This window comes from Kitasatospora sp. NPDC058032 (genome assembly GCF_042885845.1).
Classification (GTDB): domain Bacteria; phylum Actinomycetota; class Actinomycetes; order Streptomycetales; family Streptomycetaceae; genus Kitasatospora.
This window is the reverse complement of sequence record NZ_JBHVRK010000030.1, coordinates 5,494-22,183: the sequence shown is the minus strand read 5'-3', so window position 1 is coordinate 22,183 and position 16,690 is coordinate 5,494. Positions and strand designations below refer to the sequence as shown.

Sequence of the window (16,690 nt, the reverse complement as noted above, 5' to 3'; positions counted from 1 at the left end):
CGGCTGCCGGGGGTAGCCTCCCCGCAGGGAACGGGGAGGGGGGAGCGGGACATGCACGTCCGGAGCCTGGTGAAGGCCACGATCCTGGCCGAGATCGGGATGGCGCTGCTCATCGGCCTGCTCGCCCTGGCGGTACGGCTGCTGCTGGGGGACGACTGGACCCAGGGCATGCCCTGGGGGATCTGCATCTTCGGCGCCACCGGAGTCAGCGGCGACTACTACCGCAGGCGCCCGCCGAACCGCCGCCGCGGGGTGCTGGCCGGCCTCGCTGTGCTCGGCGTGCTGGCCGTCGCCATCACGACGGTGGCGGACCTCTGGGTACCGGGCGACCTCGGGGGGAACGTGTACGTCGGGCTCGCGCTGATGGCCACGCTGCCCGTGGCCAACGGCGTCTTCGCGTACGTCGCCGGTCCCCCGACCGCGCGCTGAGGCCGACCGCGCGCCGACGCCGGCCGCTCCCCGACGCCGACCGTGCGATGACACCGCCCTTCTGCGCCACGGCCGCGCCCGGCGGACACTGGGGGTGACCCCGTTCCCCGGGGCGCCCGCCGATGCCGGGAGGGCCATGCTGCTCGGACTCACCACCGCCCTGGTCGCCACCGTCTGCTTCGGCTTCGGCTCGGTCTTCCAGGCCGGCGGCGCGCGCGAGGCCCCGCACATCACCCGGATACGGTTCGGCCCGCTGGCGGCGCTGCTGCGCTCCTGGCGCTTCCTGCTCGGCACCGCCCTGGACATCGTGGGCTTCGCGCTGAGCATCGTCGCCCTGCGCAGCCTGCCCCTCTTCCTGGTGCAGGCCGTCACCAACGCCAGCCTCGCCGTCACCGCGCTCGCCGCCGCCCGACTGCTCGGCGCCCGGCTGCACCGCGCCGACCTGCTGGGCATCCTGGCCGTGGTGGTCGGCCTCACCCTGCTGGCCGTCGGCTCCGGCGAAGCGGGCCGCGACCACGCGCCGTCCGCCTTCCACTGGGCGCTGCTCGGCACGACCGTGCTGATGCTGCTGCTCATCCTGCTGCTCGCCCGCCGCGACGGCACCGCGGCGGCCGTGGGCCTGGGCCTGCTGGCGGGCGTCGGCTTCGGCGTCACCAGTCTCGCCGTCCGGGTCTTCGACTTCTCCGGCCCGCTCGACGTGTTCACCGACCCGGCGGCGTACGGGCTGGCCCTGGGCGGCCTCGGCGGCTACCTCGCGTACGCGCTCGCCCTGCAGCGCGGCACGGTGACGGCCTCGACCGCCGCCAGCACCGTCTCGGAGACCTTCGGCCCGGCGCTGGTCGGGGTGGCCGTACTGGGCGACACCGCCCGCCCCGGTTACGCCTGGTGCGTGCTGACCGGCTTCGCGGTGGCGGTCGGCGGCACCGTCGTCCTGTCCCGCTTCGGCGAGGTGGAGGCCGAGCTGGGACCCGCCCCGGACACCGGCGGGGACCACTCACGGCGGCATCCCGGTCGCCCGAACGGATCCGCCGTGCGAAGGTGACTTGCCGGACAAATCGGACGGCGAGGTGCGCACAGAGCGGCAGGTGCCATGACCACGGACGACGACCATCCGCCCTCCCACCGGGCCCGGCGCCGGCCCGCCGACGACCCGCCGGTCGCCCTGCTGACCGGCGCCTCCTCGGGCATCGGCGCGGCCACCGCCGACCGGCTCGCCGCCGCCGGCTGGCGGCTGCTGCTCTCCGGCACCGACCAGGCCCGGCTCGACGCGGTCGCCGCCCGCACCGGCGGCCGGCCCTTACCCGCCGACCTCGCCAAGCCCGACGGCGCCCAGCGCCTCGCCGAAGCCGCCCTCGCCGCGGCCGGACGGGTGGACGCCCTGGTCGCCAGCGCCGGCCTCGGCTGGCGCGGCCCCTTCGCGTCGACCCCCGCCGACACCCTGGACCGGATGCTGGAGGTCAACCTCGCCGCCCCGTTGCGGCTCACCCGCCTGCTCCTGCCCGGCATGCTGGAGCGCGACCGGGGCCGGATCGTCCTGCTGGGCTCGATGGCCGGCCAGGTCGGCGTCCGCGACGAGGCCGCCTACGCGGCGACCAAGGCCGGGCTCACCATGTTCGCCGAGAGCCTCTGGTACGAGCTGCGGGGCACCGGCGTCGGTGTCCGGCTGATCCTGCCGGGCGCGGTCGAGACCCCGTTCTTCGCCACGCGGGGCACCGACTACCAGCGCGAACGCCCCCGCCCGGTCCCCGCGCAGGCGGTGGCCGACATCGTTCTCGGGGCGCTCACCGGCGAGCGCGACCGGGTCTTCGTACCGCACTGGCTCGGCTACCCGGCCCGCCTCCACGGCGCCGCTCCCGGCCTGTTCCGGCGGATGGCGTCCCGCTTCGGGTGAGGGCCGGCGTGCTGCTGGGCACCGCGGCCGCCGTGGAACTGCTGCACCTCGCGCCGGCCGCCGTCCGCCTGCCGCCCGTCAAACGCCTCGCCGCCCGCCGCACCGCCGGCTACGGCGACCCGCGACACGTCGCCCTCACCTTCGACGACGGCCCCGACCCGCGCGGCACCCCGCCGATCCTGGACGCCCTGGACTCGCTCGGCGTCCACGCGACCTTCTTCTTGCTGGGCGCCATGCTGGAACGCGCCCCGGACCTCGGCCACGAGCTGGTCGCCCGGGGACACGAGGTCGCCGTCCACGGCTGGCACCACCGCCGCCAGTACCGCCCGGCCCCCGCCCGCGACCTGCGCGAACTGTGCCGCGCCACCGACGCCGTCACCGAGCTCGCCGGCACCCGCCCGCACTGGTACCGCCCCCCGTACGGCGTCCTCACCGCCGGCCTCGCCCTCGCCGCCCACCGCCTGGGCCTGCGCACCGTCCTGTGGACGGCCTGGGGCCGCGACTGGGAACGGGGAGCGACCGGCCCCTCCGTCTACGCCACCGCCCGCCCCCACCTGGTCGGCGGTGCCACCCTCCTCCTCCACGACTCCGACGACACCTCGGCCCCCGACTCCTGGCGCTCCACCCTCGCCGCCCTCCCCTTGATCGCCGCCCACTGCCGAGCCCGCGACCTCACCTTGGGCCCCCTCCGCGACCACGCCGTCCCGGGCGGCCACGCGTCACTGCCCGGCCCCGCACACGCGGGGCCGGGCAACGGGAACCGTCCCCGCGCGTGCGGGGCCGATCCTTGCTGAGCCGCGATGTCGTCGGGCCGTGGTTCGGCGTGGTCGGCCGTCAGGACAGGCCGACCCGCTCCAGGGCCGCCGCGAAGCCCGTGCGCCAGGCGTCCGGGGCGGCACCGGGCGAGGGGGGCGGCTCGGGGCGGTCGACCGCCGCCAGGGCGGAGCGGACGACCTCCTCCGGGCGGGCGGAGACGACGTCGGCGTGCCCGAGTTCCAGCTCGTGCTGCAGGTTGTCGCGGCCGTGGCCCTGCACCACGTCGAGGAGCAGGAGCCTGCGGCCCAGCGCGCGGGCCTCGCTGCAGGTGTCGCCGGAGCTGGTCACCACCAGGTCGGCGGCGGCCATCAACGCGGGCACCCGGTCCGTCCAGCCGAAGGGGTGCAGCCGAAGCCGGTGGGCGGCGGCCCGCCGGAGCCGCCGTTCCAGCTCGGCGTTGCTGCCCGCCACCGCCAGCACGTGCGGACCGGCGTCGGCCAGGGCCGCCGCCGTGCGGGCCAGCGGCCCGAGGCCCCACGCGCCGGACATCAGCAGCACGCACCGGGCCCCCGGCGGCACGCCCAGCTCCGCCCGCGCCTCGGCGCGCGAGGGCGGCCGGTAGAACGGCGCCCGCAGCGGTGCGGGCAGCACGGCGACCGGCGCGTCGGGGCGGTAGCGCCGTACGCCGCAGGCGGCGACCTCCGAGGTGACCAGGAAGAGGTCGCTCTCCTCCTGCACCCAGAGCCGGTGCGGGGTGACGTCCGTGCACAGCACCAGGTGCCGGAAGGGCCGCGGTCCGCCGCGCAGCCGGTTGACCGCCGAGGTGGCGGTGGCGAACACCGACACCACCAGCTCCGGGCGCTGCTCCGCGAGCAGCGCCCGCAGCGCCGGCACCAGCCGCCGCCGCGCCGCCGCGTCGGCGAGCAGCGCGATCCGGGCGCCGGGGCGCAGCGCGGAGAAGTGGAACGCGTCGTAGAGGCCCGGCAGGCCGAGCAGCCGCCGGAACACCGCCTCCCCGGCGGTGCCGGCGCGCTGCCCGAGCAGGGCCATGGCGTCGACGGTGGCGGTCGTCCAGCCGCGCGCCTCCAGCGAGTCCGCGCAGGCCCGGGCCATCACGTCGTGGCCCTGGCCGAGCGAGCCGGAGACCAGCAGCGCGTGCGGCACGGTTCCGCCCCCTCCCCGCTTCAGGCGTCCGACCGCGGGAAGGCCTCGGCCCGGTACCAGTCCGCGTACCGCCGCACGCCGTCGGCGAAGTTGGTCCGCGGCGACCAGCCGAGCAGCCGCTTGGCCTGTGCGGCGGAGATCCGGCGGCCGGCGTAGTCGGCGGTCCGTGCCTCGATGTGCTCGATGGTGACCGGTCCGAGCAGTTCGTCGACGGTGTCGGCGATGTCCCGTACGGAGACGGCGGTGGAGCCCTCCAGCGCGAAGGTCTGGTCCTCGGCGGCGGGGGAGAGGGCGCGGACGTGGGCGTCGGCGAGGTCCTCGACGTAGACGAAGTTGCGGCTCTGCCGGCCGTCGCCCGCGATGGTGATCGGCCGCCCGTCGAGCGCGGCCTGAACGAAGCGGGCGACCACCAGCGAGTCGCGCATCCGGGGTCCGTAGGGGATGCCGTAACGCAGGATGGTGAAGTGCCGGCCGTAGAGCTGGCGGTAGCTGTGCACGAGCATCTCGGCGGCGAGCTTGGTGGCGACGTACAGGTGTCCGCTGTGCTCCAGCTCGATCGGGACGTGCTCGTCCAGCTCCTGCTCCTCGCCGTCCAGCGCGGCCTCGGTGAGCGCGGCGCCGTAGACCCAGACCGTGCTGGCCAGGACGGTGCGGCTGAGGTCGTTGCGCCGGGCCGCCTCCAGGACGGCCTCGGTGCCGTCGATGTTGGCGCGGACGGCGCCGACCGGGTCGGCGGCGACGCGTTCGACGTCGGCCTGCGCGGCGAGGTGGAAGACCACCTCGCAGCCGTCCAGGGCGGCGGTGAGCGCGGGCAGGTCGAGGATGTCGATCCGGGCGTGGTCGGCGCCGGGGTTGAGGTACTTGTCGGTGGTGTCCACCGCGAGCACCTCGTGCCCGGCGGCGAGCAGCCGGTCGACGACGTGTGAGCCGATGAATCCGCATCCCCCGGTGACCGCTGTCCGCACGGCTTCCTCTCCTTCGTCTGCTGCATCCCTGTCGGGTACTCCCGGGCGGCGGGGCCGCCGGTGTCGTGTCATCCCGCGAAGCGGCGGTGGACGGCGCTCACCGCCTCGATCACCAGGTCGGTCTCGTCCTCGGTCATGTCGGAGTGGACCGGCAGGCAGATCTGCCGGGCGCAGACGTCCTCGGCGACCGGGAGGGCCGCGCGCCGGTAGGGGGCGAGCACCGGCTGCAGGTGCAGCGGCAGGTCGTAGACCTCGCCGGAGAGCCGGACGTCGTACTCCTCGGCGACCGCCCGCTTGAAGGCCGCCCGGTCGGTGCCGGCGGGCAGCAGCGCGACGTACTTGTAGTAGTTGCCGCGGCAGCCGGCCGGCTCGGTGACCGGGTCCAGCCCGTCGAGCGCGCCGAGCGCCGCGTCGTAGCGCTGGGCGACCCGGCGCCTGGTCTCCACGAACTCCTTGAGCCGGCGCAGGTGGACGGTGCCGATGGCGGCGTTCGGCTCGCTCATCCGCCAGGACGCGCCGAGCCGGACGTGGTGATTGGTGGTGAACGAGCCCTTGCCCTGGTCACGGTGGATGCGTGCCTCGTCGCGCAGTTCGGCGGACTCGGTGAGGATCATGCCGCCCTCGGCGCTGGTGGTGACCTTGGTCGGGTAGAAGGAGAAGGCGCCGGCCACGCCGAAGGTGCCGGCGGCCCGGCCCCGGTAGCTGCTGCCGTGCGCGTGCGCGGCGTCCTCGACCAGCGGGATGCCCCGGGCGTCGCAGATCGCGCGCAGGGCGTCCACCTCGGGGGTGATCAGCCCGCCGATGTGGACCAGGACGACGGCGGCGGTGTCGGGGGTGAGCGCGGCCTCCAGGGTGTCCGGGGCGAGCGCGAGGGTGGCCGGGTCGACGTCGGCGATCACCGGCCGGCCGCCGGCGTGCAGGACGGCGCCGGCGGTCGCGTAGAAGGTCACGGCGGGGACGACCACGTCGCGGTCGCGGACGTCGAGGCCGCGCAGGACGATCTCCAGCGCGGCGGTGCCGCTGGCGACGGCGACCGCGTGCGAGGCGCCGTGCTCGGCGGCGAAGGACTGCTCGAACCGCTCGGTCCAGGGACCGAGGGTGAGTGCCCCGGTGGCGAGCATCTCGCTCACCGCCTCCGCGACGGCCGCGCGGTCGTCCTCGTCGAACACGATGCGGGCGGCGGGAACGCCCATGGGCACCTCCGGCTACGGGACAGGCTGTGGACGGGCTGTGCGCCCCTCGGGCCGTCGGAGACGCGGAAACCGTAGGAGCACATCTGTACGAACCCGGACAAATAGTCCGGGCCAGGCACATCACGCTACTTCGCCCGACGGGCCGCGGCCCGTCCGCACCTCCGCCCGGGTGACACAGGGCGGCGCGGACTCCGGCGGCCGTCCCCGACCGGCACCCCTGACAGCCACCCGGGACGGGCCCTCGGCCGCAGGTCGGAGCCCGGCCCCGGACCTCCGACCCGGGGACTACTCCGCCCGGGGCCGCGCTGCTGCGTCCGCATTAGTCCGGAATGCCTGCACAGAGCCGACGCCGAGGAGACCCCCGTCGACCCAGGATGGTCATGCTCCGGGCGTCCCCGGCCCACCGGCCGAGTGCGCCGCCCGGTCACCCCAACCTGACCGCCATCCGAAGGAGTCCGCTCTCCCGTGGCCACTTTCCTCTACCGTCTGGGCCGATGGTCCTACCTCAGGCGCCGGCTGGTGACCCTGCTCTGGGTCGCGCTGCTGGCTGTCGTCGGGGTGCTGGCCGCCAAGGCGCCGGCCGCTCCCGACGACGGCTTCGCGATGCCCGGCACCGAGGCGCAGAAGGCCTTCGACCTGATGGACCAGCGCTTCCCCGGCGCCACGTCCGACGGTGCCTCGGCCCGGATCGTCTTCGTCGCCCCGTCGGGCCAGAAGATCACCGCTGCCGCCAACCAGCAGACGGTCGAGAACGCGGTCGCCGAGCTCGCCCACGGCGAGCAGGTGGTCAGCGCCACCGGCCCGTTCAAGGCCGGCGCGGTCTCCCAGGACGGCACCACCGCCTACGCGACGGTCAGCTACAGCGAGAAGCCCGGCAAGGTGAGCAAGGACGCCACCGAGGCCCTGAAGACCGCCGCCCAGCACGCCCGCGACGCGGGCCTCACCGTCGACATCGGCGGCACGGCGCTGATGGAGGTCGGCGAGGCGGGCGGTTCCGCCGAGGCGATCGGCATGGCGATATCCGCCGTCGTGCTGGTGATCACCTTCGGCTCGCTGCTGGCCGCCGGACTCCCGCTGCTGACCGCCCTGATCGGCGTCGGCCTCGGCATCGCCCTGATCACCGCGCTGGGCAGCACCCTGGGCCTGTCCACCACCACCAGCACGCTGGCGATGATGCTCGGCCTGGCCGTCGGCATCGACTACGCGCTCTTCATCGTCTCCCGCTACCGCGCCGAGCTCCTCGACGGCCACGAGCCGAAGGAGGCCGCCGGACGTGCCGTCGGCACCGCCGGTTCGGCCGTGGTGTTCGCCGGACTCACCGTGATCATCGCGCTGGCCGGCCTCTCCGTGGTGGGCATTCCGATCCTCGCCAAGATGGGTATGGCCGCGGCCGGCACCGTGGTGATCGCCGTTCTGGTCGCGCTCACCCTGGTTCCCGCCCTGCTCGGCTTCCTCGGCCGCAGGGCGCTGTCCCGCAAGGACCGCAAGGGCAAGCGCGCCGCGACCGGGACCGACGGCGCCCGCCCCAACGGCGGCACCCGCTGGGCCCGCTTCGTGCTGCGCCGCCCGGTCGCCGTGCTGGTCCTCGGCGTGGTCGGCCTCGGTGTCCTCGCCCTGCCGGCCCTGGACCTGCGGCTCGGCCTGCCCGGCGACGAGGCCAAGCCCACCTCCACCACCCAGCGCCGCGCCTACGACCACCTCTCCGCGGGCTTCGGCCCCGGCTTCAACGGTCCGCTGACCGTGCTGGTCGACGCCAAGGGCACGGCCGATCCGAAGGCCGCCGCCGAGCAGGTCGCCACGACCGTCAAGGCGCTGCCCGGCGTGGTCGCGGTCGCTCCCGCGATCTTCAACCAGGCCGGGGACACCGCGATGGTCAACGCCGTCCCGGCCACCGGCCCGAGCGAGGCCGCGACCACCGACCTGGTCCACGCCATCCGTGACAAGGCCCCCGAGCTGAAGTCCACGACCGGTGCGACCGTGCTGGTCAGCGGTCCGACGGCGATGAACATCGACGTCTCGCAGAAGCTCAACGACGCCCTGCTGCCCTACCTCGCGGTCGTCGTCGGCCTCGCGGTGCTGCTGCTCCTGGTGGTCTTCCGGTCGATCCTCGTCCCGCTCAAGGCCGCCGTCGGCTTCCTGCTCTCGGTGGTCGCCGCGCTCGGCGCCGTCGTCGCGGTCTTCCAGTGGGGCTGGCTCGCCGACCTGATCGGCATCGAGCAGACCGGCCCGGTGATGAGCATGATGCCGATCTTCATGATCGGTGTGGTGTTCGGCCTGGCCATGGACTACGAGGTGTTCCTGGTCACCCGCATCCGGGAGGCCTTCGTGCACGGCGAGGAGCCCGGCGAGGCCGTGGTCACCGGCTTCAAGTACAACGCCCGGGTGGTCACCGCCGCCGCGCTCATCATGATCAGCGTCTTCGCCGGCTTCATCGGGATGACCGAGCCGATGGTCAAGATGATGGGCTTCGGCCTGGCCGCCGCCGTCGCCTTCGACGCCTTCGTGGTCCGGATGGCGATCGTCCCGGCCGTCCTCGCCCTGCTCGGCCGCCGTGCCTGGTGGCTGCCGGCGAAGCTGGAGAAGATCATCCCCGACGTCGACGTCGAGGGTGCCAAGCTGCAGACCGCGCTCCCGGCCCCGGCCGACGGCTCCGAGGCCGACCAGGCCCGCCGCTCCGTGGGCGTCTGACCCACCCGGCCCCGCCGCGGCTCCCACCCCCACGGGAGCCGCGGCGGGGCCGTCCACGACCGGTCGGTCCACCGACCGGTCAAAATGGTATGAACCGCATTCGAAGGACGACCCCGCCGACCGCACGTACTGCGTTTGCAGTACGCCGTAGTCGTCAGCCGTACCCCCACCCCCCTCGCCGGATCGTCCGGGCCCGGCGAGGGGCCCGCCAGGGCAGACCCGGACCGGGAGAAGCGAGCATGACCGAGATCTGGCTGCGCCGCGTACGCAGCCGCCACCCCCTCCTGCTCGACGTGCTGCTCGTGCTCGCCGTGTTCGTGGTCACCGCCGGGACGACCACCATCGACCGCCTCGGGAACCCCATCGAGCCGAACCCGGCCGCGTTGACCCTGGCGGTCCTCTCCAGCCTCGCCCTGTTCGGCCATCGCCGCCGGCCCTATGTGGTCTTCGGGGTCACCCTCGCCTGCAGCCTGGCCCTCTGCTTCGTCGCGACCCAGCTCAACGTCGGCCTGGTCGCCCCGCTGCTGATCGCCCTGTACTCGCTCGCCGTGCACACCGACCGGACCACCGCGCGCGCCGCCACCGCGGTCTCGGCCGTCCTGGTGACCGTCGCCACGGTCATCAACGAGCCGCACACCTCCATCAGCATCAAGATCGGCGTGATCGCCTGGATCCTGCTGCCCGGAGCCATCGGCGACTCCGTCCGCGCGCGCCGCGCCCACCTCGCCGCCATCGAGGAACGCGCCGAGCGGGCCGAGCGCACCCGCGAGGAGGAGGCCCGCCGGCGGGTCGCCGACGAACGCATCCGGATCGCCCGCGACCTGCACGACGTCGTCGCCCACCACATCGCCCTCGCCAACGCCCAGGCCGGCATCGCCGTCCACCTCCTGGACCGCCACCCCGCCCAGGCCCGCGAGATGCTCAGCCACCTCACCGACGCCACCGGCTCCGCGCTGCGCGAGCTCAAGGCCACCGTCGGCCTGCTGCGCAGCGCCGACGACCCGCAGGCCCCGCTCGAACCCGCCCCCGGCCTGGACCGGCTGCCGGACCTCATCGGCGCCTTCGAACGGGCCGGCCTGCCGGTGCGCCTCGCCGTCGAGGGCGAGCCGCAGCCGCTCTCCCCGGGCGTCGACCTCACCGCGTACCGGATCCTCCAGGAGTCCCTGACCAACGTCGCCAAGCACGCCGCCGGCACCACCGCCGACGTCACCCTCGCGTACTCCGGCAGCAGGGTCCTGCTGACCGTCGCCAACGAGCGCCCGGCGCCCGGCCTCCGGTCCGGTGTCGTCGCCCCGGTCGGCGGAGGCTTCGGCCTGATCGGCATGCGCGAGCGCGCCGCCGCCGTCGGCGGGCGTCTCACCGCCGACCGCCGGCCCGGCGGCGGCTTCCTGGTCTCCGCCGAACTGCCCCTGCGCACCGCCGCCCGAGAGGAACACCCGTGACCATCCGAGTACTGCTCGCCGACGACCAGGCGCTGCTGCGCGGGGCCTTCCGCGTCCTCATCGACGCCGAGGACGACATGCAGGTGGTCGGCGAGGCCGCCGACGGCCGCGAGGCGGTCGACCTGGCGAAGAACCTCCGCCCCGACGTCGTGCTCATGGACATCCGGATGCCCGGCGTCGACGGCCTCTCCGCCACCGCCGCCATCTGCGGCGACCCCGACCTCGCCGGCACCCGGGTGCTCATCCTCACCACCTTCGAGATCGACGAGTACGTCGCCCAGGCCCTGCGCGCCGGCGCCGGCGGCTTCCTCGGCAAGGACGCCGAACCGACCGAACTGCTCGCCGCCCTGCGCCGCGTCGCCGCCGGCGACCCCCTGCTCTCACCCGCCGCCACCCGCGCCGTCATCGAGCAGCTCCTCGCCCACCCCGAACCGGACCGGGCCCCCGCCGCCGCCCCCGAGCGCCTCGCCGCCCTGACCGCCCGCGAACGCGAAGTGATGGCGATGGCCGCCACCGGCCTCAGCAACGAGGAGATCGCCGCCCGGATGTTCGTCAGCCCCTTCACCATCCGCACCCACATCCACCGCGCCATGGCCAAGCTCGACGCCCGCGACCGCGCCCAGCTGGTGGCCCTCGCCTACCAGACCGGCCTCGTCCCCACCCCCCGCCCCAGGCAATAGCCCAGGGGGCCACCGGGCCCACCCCACCAACCGATGCGCCCACGCCTTCCGCCCGGTACCATCCCGGCCCAGCAAGCCTCGGCCCCGCCATGCGGCGACGGCCCTCGGCGGAGCCACGGCCGGACGTTTCGGCCGACCCGGCCGGGGCGCGGTCCGGGTGTGGGACTCGCCTGAGCCGCCGGCCGCTGCCGCCGGTCCCCGATGATCCATCAGGGCGTCCCGCGGCCGGACGGGAGGTCCGGGCGGGGAGCGCCCCCTCCCCGAGGCGTACGCGAGTAGGCCCGAAGGGCGAGGCGCGGCTCGTCCCGAGGGGCGACGACCGGGGGGCGCCTGCGGCGGCAGCGTGGGAGGCATGACGGAGAAGAAAAAACTGAGTAGTCGTCATTACAGCTCACGCATCCGGCGGTTCGCCTCAGGCGCACTCGCCCTAGGACTGGCCGCAGGCCTGCTCACAGCACTGGCGCCCGCCTCGGCGCAGGCCGCCGACACCGACCGGGGCGGCGGCTGGACCACCAGGATCAGTCGGACCGAGTTCGGCGTCCCGCACGTGGTCGCCCGGGACTTCGGCGGCCTCGGCTACGGCTACGGGTACGCCTTCGCCCAGGACAACCTTTGCCAGCTCGCCGACCAGGTGGTCAGCATGCGCGGCGAGCGCTCGCGCTGGTTCGGGCTGGACCAGCGGTCCGTGGGCCGGCCCGGCAACCTGGAGAGCGACGCCTACCAGCAGAGCGTGCTGCGCTCCGGCACGGTGCAGCGGCTGCTGGCCCGGCCGGCCCCGCTCGGCCCGACCGGCGAGGTGCGGCAACTGGTCGACGGATACGTCGCGGGGTACAACCGCTATCTGCGCGACACCGGGGTCGACCACCTCCCGGACCCCTCCTGCCGGGGGAAGGGCTGGGTCGGACCGATCACCGCCGACGACATCTGGAACATCCTCTACGAGGTCAATACCGAGGCCGGCACCGGCAAGCGCTCGGCCGCCAGCGCCGTCCCGGCGGCGGGCGTCGCCCCCGCTTCACTCACCAATGCCGCCACGCCGGCCCGGCCCTCCTGGGTGCGCCGTGCCGACGACAGCCCCGACACCGGCAGCAACGCCTGGGCGATCGGACGGGACGCCGGCCGCGACGGCAACGGTCTGCTGCTGGCCAACCCGCACCTCCAGTGGGCCGGTCCGGAGCGGTTCTACCAGGCCCAGCTGACCATCCCCGGCGTCCTGGACGTGGCCGGCGCCGGCCTCTACGGCCTGCCGTTCCTGCAGATCGGCCACACCAAGGGCCTCGCCTGGACCCACACCACCAGCTACGCCGACCACGTGACCGCCTACCGGCTCTCGCTGGTGCCCGGCGACCCGACCGCGTACCTGGTGGACGGCAAGGTCGAGCGGATGACCACGGAGACCGTCCCGGTCACCGTCCGGGCCGCCGACGGCACGCTCTCCACCGTCGACCGGACCCTCTACCGCTCCCGCCACGGCTACGTCATGGCCGAGGCCTGGACCAACGAGTACGCCTACACCCTGCGCGACGCCAATGCCGACAACCTCCGCTCCCTCAACGAGTGGGTGGCGATGGGTCGTTCGCAGAACCTCGATCAGCTGCGGCAGGCCCAGCGCACCTACCAGGGCGCCCCGTGGGTGTACACCACGGCCGTCGACTCCAGCGGTACCACCTACTTCACCGACTCCTCCGCCGTCCCGCACATCACCGACGCGCTGCGCTCGCGCTGCCTGGTGCCCAACCCCCTCACCGACGGAGTGCTGGACGGGTCGACCGCCGCCTGCGACCCGGGCCGTGACCCGGACGCGCTGCTCCCGGGCCTGTTCGGTCCGGCCAACCACCCCGCGCTGACCCGTACCGACTACGTGGCCAACGCCAACAACGGCCCCTACCTGACCAACGCGGACGCGCCGATGGCCGGCCTGCCCGCCGTCTACAACGGCGGCCCGGAGCTGGCCCCGCGGCCGCAGTTGAGCCTGCGGATGATCGCCGACCGCCGGGCCGGCACCGACGGCCTCGGCGCCCCCGGCTTCACCCTCGCCACCCTCCAGGCGACCATGTTCGGCAACCGGGTGCAGAGCGCCGAGCTGGACCGCGACGACGCCGTCGCCCTGTGCCGCGCCCACCCGGTGCTCGCGGCGTCCGACGGCACCCGGGTCGACGTGCGCTTCGCGTGCGACGTGCTCGCCGCCTGGGACACCCGGGCCGACGCCGACAGCCGGGGCACCGTGCTCTGGCAGGAGTACCGCGACGCGTTGGCGCGGACCCGGACGACGGCCTGGCAGACGGTCCCGTACGACCCGGCTCGGCCGCTGACCACCCCGCGCGGCATCGCCGCCGACAACGCCGACGCCCAGCGCGCCTTCGCCGACACAGTGCGCGCCCTGCCCGCGCGCGGACTGCCGCTGGACGCCCCGATCGGCCTCGTCCAGCGCTGGGCGGGCATCCCGCTGCACGGCTGCTCCGGCCTGGTCGGTTGCTTCAACGTGCTGACGGCCGGGCCGGGTTCGGGCGCCGGCGGCGGCACCTACCCCGCAGACCCGAGGAGCGTCCCGCACGGTTCCAGCTTCCTGATGGCCACCGAACTGACCGACCGCGGTCCGCGCACCCGGACCCTGCTCGCCTACGGCGAGTCGGCCGACCCGACCTCGCCGCACTTCACCGACCAGACCCGCCGCTACGCCGACAAGCAGTGGGTGACGGAACGCTTCACCGAGGCCGAGATCCGCTCGGCCCCGGGCCTCACCGTCACCACCCTGAAGCGCTGACGCGCTGACGCATCATCAGTTCACCATCGGGCCACCGCCGTTCACCGAACGGAGGCGGCCCGATGGTGTGACCGGGGGGCGCGCCGACCTCGCGAGGGGCGCACGGAAAGTGCGATGCATCAACCTAGTGATGCTCCATCAGGTTCCCCTGGTGTGCGCAGACGTGGGCGGAAGGGTGTGTGCCGTTCATGGCAACAAGATGTTAACCAGATCGGCACACTCCGAGCCCTGGACGAGCTTTTGCCGACCCCATACCCGTGTTTTACTTCCCCTTGACGCGTCATCAGGTCACCGGGGGGACACCGAGGGTCACCGACGCGGCTGTGCGGCGCGCCGTTCACCCGCCGCGGCCGCACCCACCCGCCCGGGGGCATCTGGTTCCGACGTGCCTGCCCGTCCACCGCCCCTCCCGGCCGACGCCGGGAGGGTCACCGAAGGAGGCATCCACCACCATGGAACCGCTCATCGACCGGGCCCGGGCGTTCCCGCAGCGCGCGGGCGACACCGGCCGGGAACTCACCGCACTCGCCGCCGGCCAGGCCCCGCAGGCCCTGTTCATCACCTGCTCCGACTCCCGGGTGGTGCCCGCGCTGATCACCGGCGCCGATCCCGGCGACCTCTTCGAACTCCGCACCGCGGGCAACATCGTGCCCGCCTACCGGGCCGACGCCGCCTCCGGCGAGACCGCCACCATCGAGTACGCCGTCGAGGTGCTCGGCGTCCGCGACCTGGTGGTGTGCGGACACTCGCACTGCGGCGCGGTCGGAGCCGTCGTGCGCGGCGAGGACCTCAGCGTGGTGCCCGCCGTCCGCTCCTGGCTGCGCCACGCCGACCGGGCCATGCTCCGGGCGGACGGTGCCGACGTCTTCGACCCGACGGTGGCCGGCCCGGTGCAGCGCCACGTGCTCGCCCAGCTCGACCGGCTGCGCGGCTACCCCGCCGTCGCCCGCCGACTGGGCGAGGGGCGGATCCGGCTGCACGGCTGGTTCTACGAGATCCACACCGGACTGGTGCTCGCCCACCGGGCCGACGCCAGCCTCTTCCTCCCGCTGTGACCCCGTCGCACGGTCCGCCACCGCACCGCGCTTCACCGCACCGCCCCTCCACCGCACCGCCCCTGCACCGCCCCTGCACCGCCCCTGCGCCGTCCACCGAACCCTCCGCACTCTCCCGAGGACCCGATGACTCGTCGTCCCGCCCTTCGGCTGAGCACTCTGCGCTCCGACCTCCCCGCATCCCTCGTCGTCTTCCTGGTCGCCCTCCCGCTCTGCGTGGGAGTCGCCGTCGCCTCCGGCGTCCCGGCCGAACTCGGCCTGGTTACCGGCATCGTCGGCGGCCTGGTGACCGGCCTCATGCCCGGCAGCAGCCTTCAGGTGTCCGGCCCCGCCGCCGGCCTGACCGTGCTGGTCCTCGCGGCCGTCCAGGAACACGGCCTCGCCACTCTCGGCGTCATCACCGCCGTCGCCGGCGTGCTCCAGCTCGCCCTGGGCGCCGCCCGCCTCGGCCGGCTGTTCCGGGCGATCTCCGTCTCGGTCGTCCAGGGCATGCTGGCCGGCATCGGCCTGGTGCTGATCGCCGGTCAGCTCTACGCGCTCGCCGACGCCAAGGCCCCGGCCGGCGGCCCCGCCAAGCTCGCCGGGCTCCCCGGGCTGGCCGCCGACGTCGCCGGGGATCCGCACGCGGTGGCCGCGGCCGCCGTCGGCGCCGGGACGGTGGCGGTCCTGCTGCTCTGGCCGCGCCTGCCGGCCCGGGTCCGGGCACTCCCGGCACCACTCGCCGCCGTCGCGGGCGCGACGGCCGTCACCGCCCTGTTCGACCTGCCCGTCGCCCGGGTCGAGGTGGCCGGACTCACCGGGGTCCTCCACCTGCCCGGAGCCTCCGACCTCGCGGCGCTCGGCAGCCTCGGCGCGCTCGGCACGGCCGTCGCCTTCGCGCTGATCGCCTCGGCCGAGAGCCTGTTCAGCGCGGCCGCCGTCGACCGTCTGCACGACGGTCCGCGGACCGACTACGACCGCGAACTGCTCGCCCAGGGCGTCGGCAACACCCTCTGCGGCCTGCTCGGCGCACTGCCGATGACCGCCGTCATCGTCCGCAGCGCCGCCAACGTCCAGGCCGGCGCCCGGACCAAGGCCTCCCGCGTCCTCCACGGCCTCTGGCTGCTGCTCTTCGCGGCCCTGCTCCCGGGCTTCCTCTCCGCCATCCCGCTCGCCGCGCTGGCCGGCGTCCTGGTCCACGCCGGGGCCAAGTTGGTCCCGGTCCGCACCCTGTGGCCGCTCTGGCGGGCCGAGCGCGGTGAGGCGGTGATCCTGGCCGTCACGGCGATCGCGATCGTCGTGACCAACCTCCTGGAAGGGGTGCTGCTCGGGCTCCTGCTCGCGGTGCTCAAGAGCGCCTGGGACACCTCCCACCTCCAGGTCGCGGTCACCGAACTCCCGGACGGCGCCGTCCGGGTGAACCTGCACGGGAACGCCACCTTCCTCCGGCTGCCCCGCCTCCTCGAAACCCTCGAATCCCTGGAGGAACTGCCGGCCGACCGTCCCGTGCGGCTCGACCTCGCCGGCGTGCGTCACCTCGACCACGCCTGCCGCAGCGCCCTCGAGCTCTGGCAGGAGCGTCACAACCGCAACGGCTCCGCCGAGCTCCTCGGCCTGCCGGCCGCCTCCGTCTGACCCGGTCGGGGGGGGGGGGGGGGGGGGGCCGGGGGGGGGGGGGGCCGCC

Annotated in this window: 13 protein-coding genes; 10 read left to right on the top strand and 3 right to left on the bottom strand. The window is 74.7% G+C overall.

Annotated features, from left to right (window positions below; translation table 11 throughout):
• The first annotated feature begins 51 nt into the window (after positions 1-51).
• The 4 genes from ACFVUH_RS32190 to ACFVUH_RS32175 all read left to right on the top strand — a co-directional run bounded on the left by ACFVUH_RS32190 (position 52) and on the right by ACFVUH_RS32175 (position 3,114).
• Entirely contained in the window at positions 52-429 is a 378-nt protein-coding gene (locus tag ACFVUH_RS32190; protein WP_387916973.1) for a hypothetical protein, read from the top strand.
• A gap of 136 nt (positions 430-565) precedes the next feature.
• Positions 566-1,471, top strand: a complete 906-nt coding sequence (locus ACFVUH_RS32185; protein WP_355375608.1) for a DMT family transporter — start codon at positions 566-568, stop codon at positions 1,469-1,471.
• Positions 1,472-1,519: 48 nt separating this feature from the next.
• Positions 1,520-2,320, top strand: a complete 801-nt coding sequence (locus ACFVUH_RS32180; RefSeq protein ID WP_387916971.1) for an SDR family NAD(P)-dependent oxidoreductase — start codon at positions 1,520-1,522, stop codon at positions 2,318-2,320.
• An 8-nt stretch (positions 2,321-2,328) separates the two neighbouring features.
• Complete coding sequence (locus ACFVUH_RS32175; RefSeq protein ID WP_387916969.1) at positions 2,329-3,114, top strand: polysaccharide deacetylase family protein; 786 nt, start codon at positions 2,329-2,331, stop codon at positions 3,112-3,114.
• A 40-nt stretch (positions 3,115-3,154) separates the two neighbouring features.
• Here the strand turns inward: ACFVUH_RS32175 and ACFVUH_RS32170 are convergent, their stop codons facing one another.
• The 3 genes from ACFVUH_RS32170 to ACFVUH_RS32160 all read right to left on the bottom strand — a co-directional run bounded on the left by ACFVUH_RS32170 (position 3,155) and on the right by ACFVUH_RS32160 (position 6,398).
• A complete protein-coding gene (locus ACFVUH_RS32170) occupies positions 3,155-4,240 on the bottom strand; it encodes a hypothetical protein (RefSeq protein ID WP_387916967.1) in 1,086 nt (361 codons plus the stop codon).
• A 20-nt stretch (positions 4,241-4,260) separates the two neighbouring features.
• A complete protein-coding gene (locus ACFVUH_RS32165; protein ID WP_387916965.1) occupies positions 4,261-5,205 on the bottom strand; it encodes an NAD-dependent epimerase/dehydratase family protein in 945 nt (314 codons plus the stop codon).
• A 68-nt stretch (positions 5,206-5,273) separates the two neighbouring features.
• Complete coding sequence (locus ACFVUH_RS32160) at positions 5,274-6,398, bottom strand: DegT/DnrJ/EryC1/StrS family aminotransferase (RefSeq protein ID WP_355375626.1); 1,125 nt, start codon at positions 6,396-6,398, stop codon at positions 5,274-5,276.
• A gap of 465 nt (positions 6,399-6,863) precedes the next feature.
• Here ACFVUH_RS32160 and ACFVUH_RS32155 point away from each other — a divergent pair, with 465 nt between their 5' ends.
• The 6 genes from ACFVUH_RS32155 (at position 6,864) to ACFVUH_RS32130 (ending at position 16,641) form a co-directional block, all read left to right on the top strand.
• On the top strand, positions 6,864-9,086 hold the full coding sequence (locus ACFVUH_RS32155) for an MMPL family transporter (RefSeq protein WP_387916963.1): 2,223 nt from the start codon (positions 6,864-6,866) through the stop codon (positions 9,084-9,086).
• A gap of 239 nt (positions 9,087-9,325) precedes the next feature.
• Positions 9,326-10,528 (top strand): sensor histidine kinase, encoded by a 1,203-nt coding sequence (locus ACFVUH_RS32150; RefSeq protein ID WP_387916961.1) that lies wholly within the window; start codon positions 9,326-9,328, stop codon positions 10,526-10,528.
• On the top strand, positions 10,525-11,208 hold the full coding sequence (locus ACFVUH_RS32145; RefSeq protein ID WP_387916959.1) for a response regulator: 684 nt from the start codon (positions 10,525-10,527) through the stop codon (positions 11,206-11,208). The genes ACFVUH_RS32150 and ACFVUH_RS32145 overlap by 4 nt, the downstream gene beginning before the upstream one ends.
• Positions 11,209-11,560: 352 nt before the next feature.
• Positions 11,561-13,972 (top strand): penicillin acylase family protein, encoded by a 2,412-nt coding sequence (locus ACFVUH_RS32140; protein ID WP_387916958.1) that lies wholly within the window; start codon positions 11,561-11,563, stop codon positions 13,970-13,972.
• 452 nt (positions 13,973-14,424) lie between these two features.
• Complete coding sequence (locus ACFVUH_RS32135) at positions 14,425-15,027, top strand: carbonic anhydrase (RefSeq protein WP_387916956.1); 603 nt, start codon at positions 14,425-14,427, stop codon at positions 15,025-15,027.
• A 126-nt stretch (positions 15,028-15,153) separates the two neighbouring features.
• A complete protein-coding gene (locus ACFVUH_RS32130; protein ID WP_387916954.1) occupies positions 15,154-16,641 on the top strand; it encodes a SulP family inorganic anion transporter in 1,488 nt (495 codons plus the stop codon).
• Positions 16,642-16,690: the final 49 nt, after the last annotated feature.

Coding starts and splice junctions, on each gene's coding strand:
- ACFVUH_RS32135 (WP_387916956.1), top strand. CDS start 14,425: ATGGAACCGCTCATCGACCGGGCCCGGGCGTTCCCGCAGCGCGCGGGC.
- ACFVUH_RS32130 (WP_387916954.1), top strand. CDS start 15,154: ATGACTCGTCGTCCCGCCCTTCGGCTGAGCACTCTGCGCTCCGACCTC.
- ACFVUH_RS32150 (WP_387916961.1), top strand. CDS start 9,326: ATGACCGAGATCTGGCTGCGCCGCGTACGCAGCCGCCACCCCCTCCTG.
- ACFVUH_RS32180 (WP_387916971.1), top strand. CDS start 1,520: ATGACCACGGACGACGACCATCCGCCCTCCCACCGGGCCCGGCGCCGG.
- ACFVUH_RS32190 (WP_387916973.1), top strand. CDS start 52: ATGCACGTCCGGAGCCTGGTGAAGGCCACGATCCTGGCCGAGATCGGG.
- ACFVUH_RS32160 (WP_355375626.1), bottom strand. CDS start 6,398: ATGGGCGTTCCCGCCGCCCGCATCGTGTTCGACGAGGACGACCGCGCG.
- ACFVUH_RS32185 (WP_355375608.1), top strand. CDS start 566: ATGCTGCTCGGACTCACCACCGCCCTGGTCGCCACCGTCTGCTTCGGC.
- ACFVUH_RS32140 (WP_387916958.1), top strand. CDS start 11,561: ATGACGGAGAAGAAAAAACTGAGTAGTCGTCATTACAGCTCACGCATC.